The organism is Streptomyces sp. DSM 40868, from assembly GCF_011820545.1.
Lineage (GTDB): Bacteria > Actinomycetota > Actinomycetes > Streptomycetales > Streptomycetaceae > Streptomyces > Streptomyces eurythermus.
In genome coordinates this window covers 7,255,168-7,273,202 of sequence record NZ_CP050504.1, presented here as the reverse complement: position 1 = coordinate 7,273,202, position 18,035 = coordinate 7,255,168, and the positions used below count along the sequence as shown (strand labels likewise).

Annotated in this window: 16 protein-coding genes and 1 pseudogene; 7 read left to right on the top strand and 10 right to left on the bottom strand. The window is 71.9% G+C overall.

Going from position 1 to position 18,035, the window contains the following annotated elements:
• Positions 1 to 57: 57 nt before the first annotated feature.
• The 5 genes from HB370_RS32935 to HB370_RS32915 all read right to left on the bottom strand — a co-directional run bounded on the left by HB370_RS32935 (position 58) and on the right by HB370_RS32915 (position 5,106).
• A complete protein-coding gene (locus HB370_RS32935; protein WP_051816036.1) occupies positions 58 to 1,263 on the bottom strand; it encodes an HTTM domain-containing protein in 1,206 nt (401 codons plus the stop codon).
• Positions 1,260 to 1,967, bottom strand: coding sequence for a DUF5819 family protein (locus tag HB370_RS32930; RefSeq protein WP_244405723.1), 708 nt, complete (start codon positions 1,965 to 1,967; stop codon positions 1,260 to 1,262). The genes HB370_RS32935 and HB370_RS32930 overlap by 4 nt, the downstream gene beginning before the upstream one ends.
• Positions 1,968 to 2,061: 94 nt before the next feature.
• Positions 2,062 to 2,673 carry a response regulator transcription factor gene (locus tag HB370_RS32925; RefSeq protein ID WP_030788869.1) on the bottom strand — a complete coding sequence of 204 codons (612 nt, stop codon included), beginning with the start codon at positions 2,671 to 2,673 and terminating at the stop codon, positions 2,062 to 2,064.
• A 219-nt stretch (positions 2,674 to 2,892) separates the two neighbouring features.
• Entirely contained in the window at positions 2,893 to 3,579 is a 687-nt protein-coding gene (locus HB370_RS41420; protein ID WP_051816037.1) for a hypothetical protein, read from the bottom strand.
• Between the two features lie 189 nt (positions 3,580 to 3,768).
• Positions 3,769 to 5,106: a 6-phospho-beta-glucosidase gene (locus HB370_RS32915; protein WP_030788872.1), complete on the bottom strand. Its 1,338-nt coding sequence runs from the start codon at positions 5,104 to 5,106 to the stop codon at positions 3,769 to 3,771.
• A 228-nt stretch (positions 5,107 to 5,334) separates the two neighbouring features.
• On the opposite strand from HB370_RS32915, the gene HB370_RS32910 reads away from it, so the two are divergent.
• The 3 genes from HB370_RS32910 (at position 5,335) to HB370_RS32900 (ending at position 7,190) form a co-directional block, all read left to right on the top strand.
• The gene (locus HB370_RS32910; protein ID WP_037702646.1) at positions 5,335 to 6,390 is read left to right on the top strand and encodes a TerC family protein; all 1,056 of its coding nucleotides are present in this window, start codon (positions 5,335 to 5,337) and stop codon (positions 6,388 to 6,390) included.
• 135 nt (positions 6,391 to 6,525) lie between these two features.
• Entirely contained in the window at positions 6,526 to 6,756 is a 231-nt protein-coding gene (locus HB370_RS32905; RefSeq protein ID WP_063766440.1) for a hypothetical protein, read from the top strand.
• Positions 6,757 to 6,785: 29 nt separating this feature from the next.
• Positions 6,786 to 7,190 carry a hypothetical protein gene (locus HB370_RS32900; protein ID WP_037702650.1) on the top strand — a complete coding sequence of 135 codons (405 nt, stop codon included), beginning with the start codon at positions 6,786 to 6,788 and terminating at the stop codon, positions 7,188 to 7,190.
• 200 nt (positions 7,191 to 7,390) lie between these two features.
• Here HB370_RS32900 and HB370_RS32895 read toward each other — a convergent pair whose 3' ends face one another.
• The 5 genes and pseudogenes from HB370_RS32895 to HB370_RS32875 all read right to left on the bottom strand — a co-directional run bounded on the left by HB370_RS32895 (position 7,391) and on the right by HB370_RS32875 (position 12,102).
• Entirely contained in the window at positions 7,391 to 8,635 is a 1,245-nt protein-coding gene (locus tag HB370_RS32895) for an MFS transporter (RefSeq protein WP_030788880.1), read from the bottom strand.
• Between the two features lie 215 nt (positions 8,636 to 8,850).
• Positions 8,851 to 9,369, bottom strand: a pseudogene (locus tag HB370_RS32890) (hypothetical protein); the annotation flags it as partial.
• A gap of 59 nt (positions 9,370 to 9,428) precedes the next feature.
• A complete protein-coding gene (locus tag HB370_RS32885) occupies positions 9,429 to 10,655 on the bottom strand; it encodes a hypothetical protein (protein ID WP_106980755.1) in 1,227 nt (408 codons plus the stop codon).
• 99 nt (positions 10,656 to 10,754) lie between these two features.
• A complete protein-coding gene (locus HB370_RS32880; RefSeq protein WP_167345763.1) occupies positions 10,755 to 10,910 on the bottom strand; it encodes a hypothetical protein in 156 nt (51 codons plus the stop codon).
• Between the two features lie 211 nt (positions 10,911 to 11,121).
• Positions 11,122 to 12,102: an AraC family transcriptional regulator gene (locus tag HB370_RS32875; protein ID WP_030788887.1), complete on the bottom strand. Its 981-nt coding sequence runs from the start codon at positions 12,100 to 12,102 to the stop codon at positions 11,122 to 11,124.
• A 146-nt stretch (positions 12,103 to 12,248) separates the two neighbouring features.
• On the opposite strand from HB370_RS32875, the gene tkt reads away from it, so the two are divergent.
• The 4 genes from tkt to opcA are packed head-to-tail and all read left to right on the top strand — an operon-like array spanning position 12,249 to position 18,035.
• Positions 12,249 to 14,324, top strand: a complete 2,076-nt coding sequence (gene tkt, locus HB370_RS32870; RefSeq protein ID WP_167513057.1) for a transketolase — start codon at positions 12,249 to 12,251, stop codon at positions 14,322 to 14,324.
• Between the two features lie 59 nt (positions 14,325 to 14,383).
• On the top strand, positions 14,384 to 15,529 hold the full coding sequence (gene tal, locus HB370_RS32865) for a transaldolase (RefSeq protein WP_030788889.1): 1,146 nt from the start codon (positions 14,384 to 14,386) through the stop codon (positions 15,527 to 15,529).
• The gene (zwf, locus tag HB370_RS32860; RefSeq protein ID WP_167513056.1) at positions 15,526 to 17,112 is read left to right on the top strand and encodes a glucose-6-phosphate dehydrogenase; all 1,587 of its coding nucleotides are present in this window, start codon (positions 15,526 to 15,528) and stop codon (positions 17,110 to 17,112) included. The genes tal and zwf overlap by 4 nt, the downstream gene beginning before the upstream one ends.
• Positions 17,109 to 18,035, top strand: coding sequence for a glucose-6-phosphate dehydrogenase assembly protein OpcA (gene opcA, locus HB370_RS32855; RefSeq protein WP_030788895.1), 927 nt, complete (start codon positions 17,109 to 17,111; stop codon positions 18,033 to 18,035). Before zwf ends, opcA begins: the two co-directional genes overlap by 4 nt.

Genomic DNA, 18,035 nt, shown 5'->3' with positions numbered 1-18,035 from the left:
CGGCCGGTCGGTGCACCGTCCGGGCTTCCCGGCCGCCGGGTGCGTCGTCGGGGCTTCTCAGTCGGCCGGTGCGCGGATCGGGCGGAGCAGGGCGGCTCGCGTCCGGCGGGCCGTGCGGGTCACGCGGTCGCCCAGCCGGCGCAGTACGGAGGCCGGCAGGAAGACCGCGTCCGCCACGATCATCGCCAGCGAGAAGAACGGCAGGCCGAGCAGCGTCCCGATCCCCGCGTGCATCCCCATCATGACCATCACGATCGCGGTGCGGGTGCGACGGTTGAGCAGCAGGAAGGGGAAGGCGACCTCGGCGATGACCGTGCCGTAGGTCAGCAACAGGACGACCAGGCTGTGGCCGGCGACGGCCCGGGACAGCGCGGGCCACGGCGTGACGTTGCCGATGTGCAGCGCGTAGTACAGCGCCGTGCCCTCCTGCCAGAGGGATCCCTGGATCTTGTACCAGCCGGAGGACGAGTAGATCAGGCAGATCTGGACCGCGATGACGAGCATCGCCCCGGCGTGCACCACGTTGCCGGCCATGGTCAGGACGGTGCGCGGCTCCCCCGGGGCGCGGCGCCGCACCAGCCACCCCACCAGGTGCGCCGCGAGGAAGGCCCGGAGCAGCCACGCCCAGCCCGCGCCGAGTCGTCCCAGCCCGGTGACCAGGGCGAGTAAGGCGGCGCAGCACACCCACAGGACGATCCCGGTCGCGTCGGCGTCGTGGTCCCGGCCTTTCGCGGCCCGGCGGGCGTCCAGCGACCAGACCGCGCCGCAGCGGGTGAACACCAGGTAGACCGCCATGATGTGGAGGAGGTTGTCACCGCCGTTGCCCACGAAGGGGTTGCGGTTCTGGACCGCCATCACGGCGATCATGAAGAGCAGTGAGGCGGTCCGGGTCCGCCAGCCGAGGAGCAGCATCACCGACGCGGCGACCGCCGCCGCGTAGACGGCCTCGAACCACGGCCGGCCGTCGTACCACAGCAGGACGGTGAAGGCGTGGGTCGTGGCGTTCCACTGCCGGGCCATGTCCCAGCTCCACGGGCCGTCCGGTCCGTACAGCTCGGCCCGGTCCACCCATTCGCGCAGCAGCAGGGCGAGCCAGGTCAGCGCGAGGCCGATCCGGAGGACGGCGGCCTGGTACGGCGCGAAGGGCTCGGCGGCGATCCGCGCGAGACCGCGCCGCACGGCCGAGGCGAAACCGCGCGACAGCGGGGCCGGACCGGGTGGTCCGGAGGGACGGCCGGGCGGCGTCGAGGGGTATGCGGTCATCCGGCGTCCTCCGCCCTGACGATCCACCACGGCTGGACTAGGTAGCTCGTCCTGGTGTCGACGTACTGGTAGCTCCACGGGGGCGCCGGCACCGGTGTGACGGCCGAACGCAGCTGGACGCGGCGTACGGTGCCGCCGTCGGCCCGCGGGCCGAGTCGCCGGACGGCGATGCGCACCAGGTACTGCCGCATGAGGCTGCCGTACAGGCCGGTGGGGCGGCCCTGGCTGTCGAGCGATTCGATGAAGTTGTTCCAGGCGACGCGCAGTTGGTTCTGGTACGCCTGGCCGGGCAGCGGATGGTGCGCGATCCGGGTCTCGTCCTTCGCGGTCAGGTCCAGCCACCGGGTGGTGGAGAGGCTTCCGTCGGGCATCTCGACCTGTGCGCGGGCGTGCACATGGGTGTTCGCCGTCGACGGGTTGGGGGCGAAGAGTTTCCACTGCTGGGCGAACTCCGGGCCGAGGTACCGGCTGATGCCGGCGGCGTGCCGCTGGGAGAGGTGGTTCGGGGGCGCGATGGCGAGGAAGACCACCGCCAGGTGCACGGCGGCCCCGACCACCACGGCCACCGCCGTGAGCGCGATGACCCACCGTGAGACCGGCGAGAGACCGGACAGCCCTCCCGGGCCGTCGGCGCGGCCACCCGGCGAGCGGTCCCCCGGGTCCGGCGGCTCCTTCGGCAGCACCTCGGCATCAGGAGGTCGCATGGCATTTCCAGGAGGGGTGCGGGTGTCGGTCGCATACGGTTTCCCGGCGCCGGCCGGACGGCAAGGGGCAGAACGACCCCTTTCCTCCTCGTTCTCATTCACCGGTCAGGCCGTACCGCAACGCCAGCCGGGTCAGATCCGCCCGGCGATGAAATCCGCTCTTGCTGCGCAGCCGGTCCAGATGCGAGTGCACCGTGTTCTCGGTGATGTTCAGCGTGACCGCGATTTCCCGGTCCGTGGCGCCGTCGGCGAGCAGCCGTAGAATTTGCCGCTCCCGGTCGGTGAGACGAGGCGGCGGCGCGGGCAGGACCCGGCCGTCGAGGTCGGCGGAGAAATAACTGCTCCCGGAGGCCACGGCACGGATGGCCGTCAGCAATTCCGTTTCCCCGATTCTGTGGCCCAGATAACCGCGGGCCCCCGCCTCGATGCACAGCACGGCGTCCGACTGTTTCTCGGAGAACGCCAGCACGACGACCGCGTGTCCCCTGCGGTGCAGCCGGGAGACGACGCTGGACGTCTCCCAGGTGGACAGCTGGACGTTCAGCAGGACGACCTCGCCGTGGTTGCCCTGATCGCGGTAGTCGCCCACCTTCCTGACCGAGGCCACGATCCGCAGATCCGGTTCGGGGTCGATCACATGCGTCAGGCCGTGGGCGATCAGCGGGCAGTCGCAGATGACGCTGATGGGGGTCTCGGGTGCGTCCATACGGGCTCCAGGGCGTAGCGGACCGCCACGCGGCGGGCGACGGGGTCAACGGCCGGCCGTCATGCCGTCGGATCCCAGAGTGGCCACAGTCCCGTGCCACGGCACGCCCAGTGGGCCAGCCGGGCGCACGGAGCCCGTTCCGCGCCCGGGCGGACGACGGCCCCGGCGTCTCCGTACGGAGGCCGGGGCCGGTGACCGGGAAGGCGGACGCGTCGCCCGTCAGCCCTGTTGCTGTTGCTGCTGACCGCCCCCGCCGCCCTGCTGCTGCTGACCGCCTCCATCGCCCTGTTGCTGTTGCTGCTGACCGCCCCCGCCGCCCTGCTGTTGCTGACCGCCCCCACCGCCCTGCTGCTGCTGTTGCTGCTGCTGCTGTTGCTGCTGCTGTTGTTGCTGCTGCTGTTGTTGTTGTTGCTGCTGCTGTTGTTGCTGCTGCTGCTGTTGCTGCTGTTGCTGCTGTTGCTGCTGTTGCTGTTGCTGCTGTTGCTGCTGCTGCTGCTGTTGCTGCTGACCGCCCCTGCCCCCCTGCTGTTGCTGACCGCCTCGGCCGCCCTGCTGTTGCTGCTGTTGACCGCCCCGGCCGCCCGGATCGGCGAGCTTCGCGCAGGTCACCTTGCCGAATTTGGACGTCACCGTGTAGGTGTCGTTCGGAAGCCCGGTGAATTCGAAGAAGCCGCCGGGTGTCGTGGTGAACGTACCCACCGACGCCCCTGCGGAATTTCTCGCGGTAACCGTCTCACCGTCCGGGAATCCCCTTCCCGATATCGCGATCCGACCGCCGGCGAACTGCGACGCGGTGCACGTTATGTCTTTCCGTGCGGGAGCTGCATCGGTCGAGGAGGCGGCAATGGAAATCCCTCCGGCGAGCACCATGCCCACTACGGCGGTCGCCGCGATCTGCTTCTTCATCAGTTGTTCCCATCCTTGAGTGAAAAGCCGAGCAGAGACCGTCATGGCCGCTGTCACCCGCCGGCACGCCCCCTGATTACTCTCCTCCAGCAGCGTCACCCGGCTCGGGCGGAGTTTTCAAGGGGTAGAAATACCGGCTCACTCACGGGGCAGAACCGCCGACCGCCGCGGAGAATATCCGTCGGCTCGCTACTTCAGATACCCCAGCCCGGGGTGCGCGGCGGCGTACTCCTCCACCAGCCGGCGGGCGATGTTCACGGAGTCCACCAGCGGGTGCAGGGCGAACGCCTTGACGGCGGTGGCGCGGGAGCCCGACTCCGCCGCGGACAGCACCTGCCGCTCGACGTCCTTCACCGCGCACACCAGACCGGTGGCGTGACCGGGCAGCGGATCCGCGGCCAGGGGGTGCGCGCCGCCCGCGTCCACCAGGCACGGGACCTCGACGACGGCGTCCGCGTCGAGGACGTGGAGGGTCGAGCGGTTGCGGACGTTGAGGATCAGCGTGGCCCGTTCGTCCCGGGCGATGGCCCGCATCAGGGCGAGCGCGACCTTCTCGTAGCCGCCGGACAGGTCCTCCTCCTCGCGTTCGCCGGCGCCGGCGCTCTCCCGGTTCTCCGCCATGTAGGTCGCCTCCCGCTCGGCGCGGGTACGGTCCCAGGCGCGCAGGGCGGAGACGCCCGGGTCGGCCGCCTCGGCGTAGAAGCGGGCCTGCTGGTCGCGCAGGAAGGCGCCGCGGGTCCGCTCGGCCCGCTGGTAGGCGCGGACGGTCTCCCGGTTGAAGTAGTAGTAGTGCAGGTACTCGTTGGGAATCGCGCCGAGCGAGCGCAGCCAGTCGGCGCCGAACAGCCGGCCTTCCTCGAAGGAGCCGAGCAGCGCGGGATCGCCGAGCAGCCGGGGCAGTTCGTCGCGTCCGGCGACGCGCAGGGCGCGCACCCAGCCGAGGTGGTTGAGGCCGACGTAGTCGACGAAGGCGTGCTTCGGGTCGGCGCCGAGGACCCGGGCGATGCGACGGCCGAGGCCCACCGGCGAGTCGCAGATGCCGATGACCCGGTCACCGAGATGGCGGGCCATGGCCTCGGTGACCAGGCCGGCCGGGTTGGTGAAGTTGATGACCCAGGCGTCCGGGGCGAGCCGGGCCACCCGCCGGGCGATGTCCACGGCGACGGGAACCGTGCGCAGTCCGTAGGCGATGCCGCCCGCGCCGACGGTCTCCTGGCCCAGCACCCCCGCCGCGAGCGCGATCCGCTCGTCCTCCGCCCGGCCCCGAAGACCGCCGACGCGGATCGCGGAGAAGACGAAACCGGCGCCGCGCAGGGCCTCGTCGAGGTCGGTGGTGGCGGACACCACGGGCGCGTCGGGAACCCCCTCGGCCTGCTCCGCCAGCACCCGGGACACCGCCCGCAGCCGACGGTCGTCCAGATCGTGCAGCACCACCTCGGTGACCCGCCCCTCGCCGTGGTCGGCCAGCAGCGCGCCGTACACCAGCGGCACCCGGAACCCGCCACCGCCCAGAATCGTCAGCTTCACGCCCGCACCCTTCTCCGCTCCGGCACCCTGCTTCCCTGCCGCACCCTTGTAGCAGACCGGCGGCCGGACGGGCGGGCCACCGGCCGGCCGCCGGTGACGGCCGCACGCGACCCGCCGAGAGGACAGCCGTTGCCGCATCCCTCAGACTCGGAAGAGATGACCGGTCTCCCGAGAAATGACCGGCCTCCCGAGAGATGACCGGTCCGTCGCGCCGGAAGGGGCGGAACCGTGCACAGTGTGCCGCTGTGGCTCTGGCTGGTCTTCGCCGTCACCGTACTGGTGTCGCTGGCCGTGGACCTGCTCGCGCACCGCCACGCCCATGTCATCCATTTCCGCGAGGCCGCCGCCTGGAGCGTGGTCTGGGTCGGCCTGGCCATCGTCTTCGGCGCGGTCGTCTTCCTCGTGGTCGGGACGACCGCCGGCGTGGAGTACACGACCGCGTGGCTGCTGGAGAAGAGCCTGTCGGTCGACAACCTGTTCGTCTTCGCGCTGATCTTCGGGTACTTCAGGGTGCCGCGGGCCTATCAGCACCGGGTGCTGTTCCTCGGCGTCCTCGGCGCCCTGGTCTTCCGCGGCATCTTCCTCGCCGCGGGCGTGGCCGTGGTGAGCCGCTTCACGGCAGTCCTGTTCGTCTTCGCGGCCGTCCTCTTCTACAGCACGTACAAGATCCTCCGGGAGGAGGACGACAGTTTCGATCCCGGCAAGAGCATCGCCGTACGCCTGCTGCGCAAGGTGGTCCCCGTCCGGGACGAGTACGCAGGCACGCACTTCTTCGTGAAGGAGGCCGGCAAGCACGTCGCCACCCCGCTGCTGGCCGTCGTCGCCGCGATCGAGGCCGCCGACATCGTCTTCGCCGTCGACAGCGTGCCCGCCGTGCTGGCCGTCAGCAACGACGCGTTCATCGTCTACACCAGCAACGCCTTCGCCATCCTCGGCCTGCGCGCGCTGTACTTCATGCTCGCCGGCCTGCTCGACCGCTTCCACTACCTCAGCAAGGGCCTGGCTCTCATCCTCGCCTTCATCGGCGTCAAACTCGTCCTCCAGGCCTCGCACAAGACGATCAGCAGCGCCGTGCCCGAAATCCCCTCGCTGCTCAGCCTCGCCGTCATCGCCATCGTCCTGGCCGTGTCCGTCGGCCTCAGCCTGCTGCGCCCGCCGCCGCCCGGAGCCCCTCCTCCGGCGCACCCGGAGGCGCCTGCGGAATCCGCGTCCGCCGCCGACGGGGGCGGCTCGGCCGACGGCGGCTCGCACACTCCCGGGCCGGACCCGCCCCACGACACATGAGGAACGACCGAGGGCGCCTGAGGGACGGCCGAGGACACCTGCGGCGCCGCAGAGCCGTGCGCACCGGGCGCGCCCAGCGAAGTCACTCTTTAAAGTGATGGCAAAGTATCACCAAGAGACAGTAAAATGGCGGGCATGAGGGGCGAACAGAAACACCGGACGCGCACGTCGGAATTCGTCTGCGGCTCGTGCAAACAGCCGGTGGACACCGTCGTGGAGCGCCACAAGAGCTTCGGCGTCTTCATACCGGTCTGGACGGCCGGTCCCTGCCACAACCCCCGATGCCCGGAGTACGTCTCGGAGGCTGAGCTCATCGGCCGACTGCGCGGCGCCCGGGACAGAAGGGCCGGGCGCATACGCCACTGAGGCGCGAGCCGGGTCCGAGGAGGTGGCCCATGACCCGTGACCACCGCTTCCACCTCGACCGGGAGGGGCATTCGGTCACCGTGCGGACCGGCACCGCGCGGGAACCCACGGAGGTCCTGGTCGACGGCAAGGTGGTGGCCGCCCGGCACCGGCGCGGTCACCGTGAGCGCGTGATCGAGCTGACCGCGGAACTGCCCGGCGACCCGCCACGGCCCGTGACCGTCCGCGTCGACTGGCGGACCGGGGCCGGGAGCGGTCCCGTCTGCGTCATGGAGGCGAAGGGCACCTGCACCGTCATCCCCCGCGCCTCGCCCGGCCCTTCGGCCCCGCGCCCGGCGGTCCGGGTCCTCGCCCGCCACCCTCTGCGGTGGCTGCGCCGGCACCTGCCACGACACCCCCCACCGCCGCACCGGACGGCGCGACGGCTCCGGTGACAACGGGGCACCACCGGACGGCGGCTTCCCGGCCCGCCGACCCTGGCTTCCCGGTTCCGCCAGTCCCGGCCTGCCCCGCTTGGCCGACCGACGCCACCCGGCTGGCCGGCCGACCCACCGGGTTGGCCGGTCGGCTCTTCGGGGGCGGTCGGCCCGGCGCGCCTCCGGGCGGGGTCCGAGCGGTACGGGCTCGCTGGTCGTCACCGGGGTGAGCCGCGCAGCGCCACCGCGGGGATCACCGCCAGGGCGAGGACTCCGGCCGCCACCGCCAGGGTCGGGTAACCGCTGCCCGTCACCACCAGGCCCGACACCATGCCGCCCGTCGCGCCCGCCACGGACATGCCCACGTCCGCCAGGCCCTGCACCGTGGCCCGGATCTCAACGGGGGCGGCGTGCGTGAGCAGGGCGGTGCCGCCGATCAGAGCGAGGTTCCAGCCGATGCCGAGGAGGACGAGCGCACAGGCCGACAGGGCGACGGAGGCCGGCGGGGCGAGGCCCGCGAGCAGGCCGCCGCACAGCAGGACGCCACCGGACGCGGCCGCCAGGGGCCCGCCGCCCACCCGGTCCGCGAGCAGGCCGCTGAGCGGTGACGGCAGGAGCATCGCGCCCACGTGCAGGGCGATGACCAGACCTGCGGTCTGCGTTCCGTGTCCGTGGCCGGTCAGGTGCACCGGCGTCATGGTCATCACGGAGATCATCACGAGCTGGGCGGTGACCATCACGGTGGCACCGGTGACGACCCCGGAGGCGCCGCGCACCGGCCCGTGCGGCCCGGCACCGGACGCCGGCTCCCCGCCGGGACTTTTCGCGGCCGGTTCCGGCCGGGCCGGCAGGGGGCGCAGCCACACCAGCAGCACCACGGCCGCCGCGGTGTAGGCGGCCGTCGCCAGCAGGAACGGTCCGGCCAGCCGGGGGATGCCCCAGGCGTGGGCGAGCGCGCCGGTGGGGCCCACGAGGTTCGGGCCCGCCACCGCGCCCAGGGTCATGGCGACCAGTACGGTGCCGGTGGCCCGGCCGCCTTGACCGGGCGGGGCCAGCTCGGCGCCGGCGTAGCGCGCGAGCAGCCCCGTGGCCGTACCCGCCCCGTACACGAAGAGCGCGGCCAGCAGCAGGGCGGGCCGGTGGGCCGCGGCCCCCGCGACCACTCCCGCGCTGCCGGCGGCGGCCACGCCGTTGCCGAGCGCCAGCCCGACGCGGCGCCCGTGGTGCTGGCAGACCCGCCCGAGGGCCGCGGCGCCGAGGGCCGCGCCGATGGTGAACAGCGCGACCGGCAGCCCCGACAGGCTCGTGGAATCGAACAGGTCCTGGGCGAGCAGGGCGCCGACCGTGATGCCGGCCGCCGTGCCGGCACCGCCGAGCACCTGGGAGACGACGAGCACCGTCAGCGCGCGGCCCGGCGCCCGGGAGGCGTCCGCCGTCGCGGGCACCGGGGCCGTCCGGGTCATGCGCCCGACCGCACCGGGGCCGCCACGCCGTCCCGCCCCGGTGTCCCGGCGGACTCCCCGGAGACCGCCGCACCGTCGGACCCCCGTGACCCCGCCGAACCCCCGGAGACCGCCACGCCGTCCGAGCCCCGCGTCCCGGCCGGACCCCCGGAGACCACCACACCACCCGGCCCCCCTGACCCGGCGGACTCCCCTGAGGCCGCCGCGTCCTCGGCCAGGGTCGCGATCTCCGCCAGGGACAGGCCGAGTTCGTCGCGCAGGAACCGCACGATCGTCCAGTGCGGCACGGCGTCCTCGTCGAAGGGGCCGAACGCGGCCGTGTAGAGGGGGATCCAGCGCAGCGCCTCCTCGGCGGCCGTGGCCCGCCCGGGCGCTTCCTGGTAGGCGTCGTAGGAGATGCTGCGGTGGTGGATGAAGCGGGCGCCGGGCAGCCGCTGTTCGCACAGTTCCCGGTACTCGCGGGTCTGCAGGATGAGGTAGTGCCAGATCTCGTCGATGTCCTGCTCGACGGGGAGGAAGAGGCCGCCGAGCCGGTCGGGGTGGCGGGAGACCAGGTACAGGTAGCGCAGGCACTCGCGGACCTGGTGCCGGACGACGTCCTCGGTGGGGCTGCCGGGCTTGGCCAGGAAGTGCCGGACCACCTCCTCGTGCAGGGCGGGGCCGAGCAACTCCTCGGCAGTGGGGGCCTGTTCGGTGGCGCCGCCGGAGAGGGCGGGCGCTGCGGACGTGGGCATGGGATTCCTGTCGGGGTCGTGGCCGGGCCGGGTAAGGGGGGCGCCGCCGTGAGGGCGGGTCAGGACGGGTCGGGCGCGGACAGCCAGGCGTACTTGCCGGAGCGCCCGATCGGCAGGCGGGCGCGGTGCTCCACCTGGCAGGAGCGCCCGGTCAGGGCCGTGACGTCGGCGGCGAGCCGGGCGGTCTCGTCGGGCGTGAGCGGTACGTCGTCGAAGGTGGTGTAGGCCAGCAGGCAGGTGTCGTCGCCGGTCAGCCTCAGGTGGTGCAGGAAGACGCGGTCGCTGACGCCGGTGATGAGGCTGTCGAGGTCGGCCTGGGCGACGGGCCCTTGGGGGGTGGGCAGGAGTTCCTTCTCCCGGCCGCAGAAGGAGACGATCCGCTCCGGGTCGGTGCTGCCGTCGCGGGTGCGCACGCAGTCGCCGGAGCGGTAGCGGACCAGCGGCATGTACGGGTTGCGGACGCTGGTGACGATGAGGCTGTGGATGCCGCTGCCCGGCGCCACCGGGATCAGCTCGACGCTCATGTCCGTGAGGTACGGCCGGTAGCGGCCCTCGGCGTCGCTGTAGAAGAGGTAGCCGAGTTCGGTGCTGCCGAAGAGGTCGACCACGGGGCAGTCGAAGTGGGACCGCAGATAGGCGCGGACGTTGAGCGGTGTGTACTCGTAGGCGTGGACGATGCCCGCCGGGCGGGGGAAGCGGTCCCACAGGCCCCAGGCGGAGACTTTGCGGACCAGGTGGGCCAGGTGGTAGCCGGAGCAGTCCAGGAGGTAGGCGCCGTCGGGGTGGGCGCCGGCCACCTCCCGGATCTCGCCGAGCATGCGCTCGACGTCCTCGCGCTCCCAGTCGGCCGGGTCCAGGCGGCGGTTGAGGTACAGCGTGCGGTCGTCGAGCCAGCGTTCACCGGGGGTCGCGCCGGGCCTGCGGGCGTTGACACGGGCCACGTGCTCGGTGGCCAGCACGGTGGTCAGCGAGACCCGCCGGGCCCCGGCGTGCCAGGAGGCGCCGAGCTCGGGGTGTTCCTGCCACAGGCGGTAGTAGGAGCGGAGCAGGAAGTAGGGCGGCCGGATGATCTGCATACGGGCGTGGTTGGTGCCCGTGGACAGGACGAACTCGGCCTCTCCCGTCTCCAGCGCGCGGGCCAGTCGAGGGGTCATCCAGTTGTCGGGGAAGCCCCGGGCGATCTCCGGCTTCTCCAGGATCGGGAAGTGGCCCCGCTCCACGGAGGCGCGGTAGATCGGGATGTCGCGCACCTTGTCCAGGACGTCGGCACTCGGCATGCGGTTCACAGGGGGCTCTCCGGGCGGTGTCGGCGGTGGCAGCGGAGGGCTGCCGGCGCGGCGACGGCCACGCCGGCAGCCCGGGGTGTCAGCACAACGGCCCGGAGATCAGCGGGAGATACAGCCGCTCTTCGCCGTGACGCTGATGCAGCCGCTCTTGGGCGCGGCGCTGATGCAGCCGTCCTTCGCCGCCTCGGCGGAGTTGAGGGCGACCCACCGCTGCCACACGGATTCCTCGGTCATGCGCTTGATGAGCTGGTCCATGGGGAACCTCCGGAAAGTAGGAGACGTAACGTTTCTGCACACACAGACAACCCAGGGCGTTGACGCTCACCCATCGCCACCGAAGGTAAAGAGATGGTCAATCAGTAGTCAATAGAGAGTAGGGGGGTTGGCCGGAAACACACGTTCGCGCCCCAAACCCCCGCACCGCACACCGGACCCCCGCTCCCGCGCGACGGCCGACACGCCCGGCCTACCGCATCTCCGCCCGGAAGGCCACCGGCGTCTGCCCGGTGTGCAGATGGAAGAACTTGGAGAAGTTGGCCGCGTCGGGAAAGCCCACGGCCGCCCCGACGCGGCCGATCGGCATCTCCGTGTGCGCGAGGAGGCGCTTGGCCTCCAGGATCACGCGCTTGTCGATGAAGCCCTTGGGGGTCTCGCCGGTGGCCGCGCGGACGGCGCGGACCAGGGTGCGGCGGGAGTAGCCGAGGGCGTCGGCGTAGGCGCTGACGCTGTGGTTGACGGCGAAGCCCTGCTCGACGGCGTCCCGGAAGCGGATGAAGGTGCTGTCGGCGTGCTGCGGGGACGTTTCCGCGGAGCTGGCGGCGAGATGGGCCAGCCGCAGCAGGCACGCGGTCAGGGTGTGCCGCAGGACGGCCGTGTGCAGGCTGAGCGGGAGCGTGGCGGTGTCCTCGTACTCGCGGCGGAGCTGGTCGAGGGCGGCCTGGAGCGCGCTGAGCTGGGCCGGGCCGGGACGCAGCAGCGGCGGCAGGTCGTAGCGGTACAGGCCCGTGGCCTCGACGGTGGAGCGGGGCAGAAAGCCGGGCTGCATGGTCAGCACGGTTCCGCGGTACTCGCTCTCCCGGGAGAAGCGGTGGACCTGTCCGGGGCGGATCCACAGCAGGTCGCCGGCGCCGGCCTCGTACTCGGCGAAGTCGATCATGTGCCGTACGGGGCCGCCGGTGAAGAGCATGACCACGTGGAAGTCGATGCGGTGGACGCGGTGCAGGGGGGCGTCGGCATGCCAGGTGCGGTCGGTGCCCATGGGGCCGATCTGCATGCCGACGCCGCCGACGGCCAGCTCGGCCGGGAAGGGGAAGGTTCTGATCCCGTCGCCAGCAGAGGTGTCGTCGCCACCGGCGGTGCCGTCGCCACCGGCGGTGCCGTCGCCACCGGCAGTCCCGCCGCCGTCCCCGGCTCCGCCGCCGCCATCCTGCCCCATCATGACCGCCATGCCCTTTTCGTACCGTTCCCGTCGTTCGATCACTGTCCCAGATTCACCACAGGCTGACACACCCCGACCTTTCCTCGAAAAAGTCAGACTTTTAAGTTTGAACACGTCAGGCCAGCCATCCCGCACTCACCGAGGACTTCTTGAAGATGACGACGCAGACCTCCGACGACTTCGAGTGGACCGACCTCGACCGGCGTGCCGTGGACACCGCTCGCCTTCTGGCGGCCGATGCCGTGCAGAAGGTGGGCAACGGGCACCCCGGCACCGCGATGAGCCTGGCACCTGCCGCGTACACGATCTTTCAGAAGGTGATGCGTCACGACCCGGCGGACCCCGAGTGGACCGGCCGTGACCGCTTCGTCCTCTCCCCCGGCCACACCTCGCTGACCCTCTACACCCAGCTGTTCCTCGCCGGGTACGAGCTGGAGCTGGACGACCTGAAGGCGTTCCGCACGCACGGCTCGAAGACGCCGGGCCACCCCGAGTACGGCCACACCGCCGGGGTGGAGACCACCACCGGCCCGCTCGGCCAGGGCGTGGCCAACGCCGTCGGCATGGCGATGGCCGCCCGCTACGAGCGCGGCCTGTTCGACCCGGACGCCCCGGCCGGCACCTCCCCCTTCGACCACACCATCTGGGCGATCGTCTCCGACGGCGACCTCCAGGAGGGCGTCTCCGCCGAGGCGTCCTCGCTGGCCGGCCACCAGAAGCTCGGCAACCTGGTCTTCCTCTACGACGACAACCACATCTCCATCGAGGGCGACACCGCGACCGCCTTCTCCGAGGACGTGCTGAAGCGGTACGAGGCCTACGGCTGGCACACCCAGCGGATCGAGCCCACCGCCGAGGGCGACATCGACGCCCCCGCCCTGTACCGGGCGCTGAAGGCCGCGCAGGCCGAGACCGGCCGGCCCTCGATCATCGCGATGCGCACGATCATCGCCTGGCCCGCCCCGAACGCGCGGAACACCGAGGCCTCCCACGGCTCCGCGCTCGGCGAGGAGGAGATCGCCGCCACCAAGCGCCTGCTGGGCTTCGACCCGGAGCAGAGCTTCGAGGTGTCCGGCGAGGTCCTGAAGCACACCCGCCGGGCCCTGGACCGCGGTGCCGAGGCGCACGCGGCCTGGGACAAGCGGATCGCCGAGTGGCGCGCCGCCCAGCCGGAGCGGGCCGAGCTGTTCGACCGGGTGAGCAAGGGCGAGCTGCCCGCGGGCTGGGAGGACGCCCTGCCCGTCTTCGAGGAGGGCAAGTCGGTCGCCACCCGCGCCGCCTCCGGCAAGGTGCTCCAGGCGCTCGGCCCCGTCGTCCCCGAGCTGTGGGGCGGCTCCGCCGACCTGGCCGGCTCGAACAACACCACCATCGACAAGACCAGCTCCTTCCTCCCCGCGGGCAACCCGCTGCCCGAGGCCGACCCGTACGGCCGTACCGTGCACTTCGGCATCCGCGAGTTCTCCATGGCCGCGGAGATGAACGGCATCGCCCTGCACGGCAACACCCGGATCTACGGCGGCACCTTCCTCGTCTTCTCCGACTACATGCGCAACGCCGTGCGGATGTCGGCGCTGATGCAGCTGCCGGTGACGTACGTGTGGACGCACGACTCCATCGGCCTCGGCGAGGACGGCCCCACCCACCAGCCGGTCGAGCACCTGGCCTCGCTGCGCGCCATCCCCGGGCTGAACGTCGTCCGCCCGGCCGACGCCAACGAGACCGCGATCGTCTGGGCCGAGATCCTGAAGAGGCACGCCACGCACCCGGCCCCGCACGGGCTCGCGCTGACCCGCCAGGGCGTGCCGGTCTACGCGCCGAACGAGGACGCGGCCAAGGGCGGCTACGTACTGCGCGAGTCCTCGACGGAGGTCCCGGAGGTGATCATCATCGCGACGGGCTCCGAGGTGCACCTCGCCGTGGCCGCGCGGGAGCTGCTGGAGGCCGCCGGCACCGGCACCCGCGTGGTGTCGATGCCGTCCGTGGAGTGGTTCGAGGAGCAGCCGCGCGAGTACCGCGAGCGGGTGCTGCCGCCCACCGTGAAGGCCCGGGTCGCCGTCGAGGCCGGGATCGGCCTGACCTGGTACCGCTATGTGGGCGACGCCGGACGCGTCGTCTCGCTGGAGCACTTCGGTGCCTCCGCGGACGCCAAGACCCTGTTCGCCGAGTACGGCTTCACCCCCGAGAACGTCGCCGCGAAGGCCCGCGAGTCGCTCGCCGCCGCGCGCGCCTGACACCGACCACCACCGAAACCGGCGCACACCGCGCCCGATACCGACGCAGAAGTAGAAAGATGAGCACAGTGACCGAAGCAATCGCGACCCCGGGAGCCCTCAAGCGCCTCGCCGACGAGGGCGTGTCCATCTGGCTGGACGACCTGTCGCGCAAGCGGATCACCTCGGGCAGCCTCGCCGAGCTGGTGGCGAGCGGGAGCGCCGTCGGTGTCACCACGAACCCCTCGATCTTCCAGGCCGCCATCGGCTCCGGGGAGGGCTACGAGGAGCAGCTCGCCGACCTCGCCGTGCGCGGGGTCACGGTGGACGAGGCCGTGCGGATGATGACCACCGCCGACGTGCGCGCCGCCGCCGACATCCTGCGGGACGTGTACGACGCCACCGACGGCCGGGACGGCCGGGTCTCCATCGAGGTCGACCCCCGCCTGGCCCACCACACCGAGGCCACCGTCGCCGAGGCCAAGCAGCTGGCCTGGCTGGTCGACCGGCCCAACGTGATGATCAAGATCCCGGCGACCAAGGCCGGCCTGCCCGCGATCACCGAGGTGATCGGCCTCGGCATCAGCGTCAACGTGACCCTGATCTTCTCCCTGGAGCGCTACCGCGAGGTCATGGCCGCCTACCTGGCCGGCCTGGAGAAGGCCCGCGAGCGCGGCATCGACCTGTCCGGCATCCACTCGGTGGCGTCCTTCTTCGTCTCCCGCGTGGACAGCGAGATCGACAAGCGGCTGACCGCCCTCGGCACCGACGAGGCCGTGGCCCTCAAGGGCCGCGCGGCCCTCGCCAACGCCCGGCTGGCCTACGAGGCGTACGAGGAGGTCTTCGCCTCCGGCCGCTGGCAGGCCCTCGCCGAGGCGGGCGCCAACAAGCAGCGCCCGCTGTGGGCCTCCACCGGTGTGAAGGACCCCGCGTACAAGGACACCCTGTACGTGGACGAGCTGGTCGCGCCCGGCACGGTCAACACCATGCCCGAGGCCACCCTGAACGCCGTCGCCGACCACGGCGAGATCACCGGCGACACGGTGACCGGCGGCTACGAACAGGCGCGCGCCGACCTGGCCGCCGCGGAGCGGCTCGGCATCTCCTACGACGAGGTCGTCCAGCAGCTGGAGGACGAGGGCGTCGCGAAGTTCGAGGCGGCCTGGCAGGAGCTGCTGGACGCCGTCGCCACGTCCCTGAAGAGCAAGGGAGCTGACGCCCGATGACCGACAACGCCCCCGCCGCCCAGGCATCCGAAGAGGTGCGCGTGCCGGTGATCCCGGCCGCCGACTGGGCGAACCCGCTGCGGGACGCCCGCGACCGCCGCTTGCCGCGTATCGCCGGGCCGTCGGGCCTGGTCATCTTCGGGGTGACCGGCGACCTGTCCCGCAAGAAGCTGATGCCGGCCGTCTACGACCTGGCCAACCGCGGACTGCTGCCGCCGGGCTTCTCCCTCGTCGGGTTCGCCCGCCGGGAGTGGGAGGACCAGGACTTCGCGCAGGTCGTCCACGACTCGGTGCGCGAGCACGCCCGTACCCCGTTCCGCGAGGAGGTGTGGCAGCAGCTCGCCGAGGGCATGCGGTTCATCCCCGGCGACTTCGACGACGACACCGCCTTCAAGCAGCTGAAGGACGCCGTCGAGGAGCTGGACGCCTCCCGGGGCACCGGCGGCAACTTCGCCTTCTACCTGTCGGTGCCGCCGAAGTTCTTCCCGAAGGTCGTGCAGCAGCTGAAGAAGCACGGCCTGGCGAACCCGCCCGAGGGCTCCTGGCGCCGCGCGGTCATCGAGAAGCCGTTCGGCCACGACCTGGCCAGCGCGCGCGAGCTGAACGCGATCGTGCACGAGGTGTTCGAGCCGGACCAGGTGTTCCGCATCGACCACTACCTCGGCAAGGAGACCGTCCAGAACATCCTGGCGCTGCGCTTCGCCAACCAGATGTACGAGCCGATCTGGAACCGGTCCTACGTCGACCACGTGCAGATCACCATGGCCGAGGACATCGGCATCGGCGGCCGGGCCGGCTACTACGACGGCATCGGCGCCGCCCGCGACGTCATCCAGAACCACCTGCTCCAGCTGATGGCGCTCACCGCCATGGAGGAGCCGATCGCGTTCGACGCCGAGGCGCTGCTCACCGAGAAGCTGAAGGTGCTGAAGTCGGTGCGGCTGCCGGAGGACCTGGGCCGGCACACCGTGCGCGGTCAGTACGCGGCCGGCTGGCAGGGCGGCGAGAAGGTCGTCGGCTACCTCCAGGAGGACGGCATCGACCCCAAGTCGAAGACCGACACCTTCGCCGCGATCAAGCTGGGCATCGACAACCGCCGCTGGGCGGGCGTCCCCTTCTACCTGCGCACCGGCAAGCGGCTGGGCCGCCGGGTCACCGAGATCGCGGTGGTCTTCAAGCGGGCCCCCCACTCCCCGTTCGACTCCACCGCCACCGAGGAGCTGGGCCAGAACGCCATCGTCATCCGGGTCCAGCCCGACGAGGGCATGACCGTCCGGTTCGGGTCGAAGGTGCCGGGCACCTCGATGGAGATCCGGGACGTGTCGATGGACTTCGCCTACGGCGAGTCGTTCACCGAGTCGAGCCCGGAGGCGTACGAGCGGCTCATCCTGGACGTGCTGCTCGGCGACGCCAACCTCTTCCCGCGTCACCAGGAAGTGGAGGAGTCCTGGAAGATCCTCGACCCGATCGAGGAGTACTGGGCGGCGCACGGCAGGCCGGCGCAGTACGCGTCGGGCAGCTGGGGACCGAGGGAAGCCGACGAGATGCTCGCACGAGACGGACGGAGCTGGCGCAGGCCATGAAGATCGACCTGACCGACACCACGGCAAGCAAGATCAACAAGGCGTTGGTGCGGGGCCGCCGCGCCATCGGTACGCCGGCCGTGGGCATGGTCCTGACGATGGTCATCGTCACGGACGAGGAGAACGCCTACGACTCGATCAAGGCCGCCGAGGACGCCTCGCGCGAACACCCCTCGCGGACCCTGGTCGTCATCAAGCGGCACGCCCGCACCCTGCGCGACCGCACCCACTCCCGGCTGGACGCCGAGGTACGGGTCGGCTCCGAGGCCGGCACCGGCGAGACGGTGGTGCTGCGCACCTACGGCGAGGTGTCCGACCACGCCGACTCGGTGGTGCTGCCGCTGCTGCTGCCGGACGCCCCGGTCGTCGTGTGGTGGCCGGTGGACGCCCCCGAGGCCCCGGCGAAGGACCCGCTGGGCGCGCTCGCGCAGCGCCGGATCACCGACCTGTACGCCGTCGAACGGCCGCTGGAGGTCCTGAACACCCGCGCCCGCTGCTACGCGCCCGGCGACACCGACCTGGCCTGGACCCGGCTGACCCTGTGGCGGTCGATGCTGGCCGCCGCCCTGGACCAGGCCCGGGTGCCGGTGACCTCGGCGGCCGTGGAGGCGGAGGCCGACAACCCCAGCGCCGAGCTGCTCGCCCGCTGGCTGGAGGCCCGCCTGAAGGTGTCCGTGGACCGGGTGCACAGCGCCGGCCCGTTCGTGACGGCCGTCCGGCTCGGCACCGCGAACGGCGACATCGTCGTGGACCGGCCCGAGGGCCCGCTGGCCACGCTGACCCTGCCCGGCCAGCCGCCGCGCACCCTCGCCCTGAAGGTCCGCGCCACCTCCGAACTCATCGCCGAGGAGCTGCGCCGCCTCGACGCCGACGAGATGTACGCCATCGCCCTCCAGGGCGAGGCCCCCAAGGAGAATGCCTGA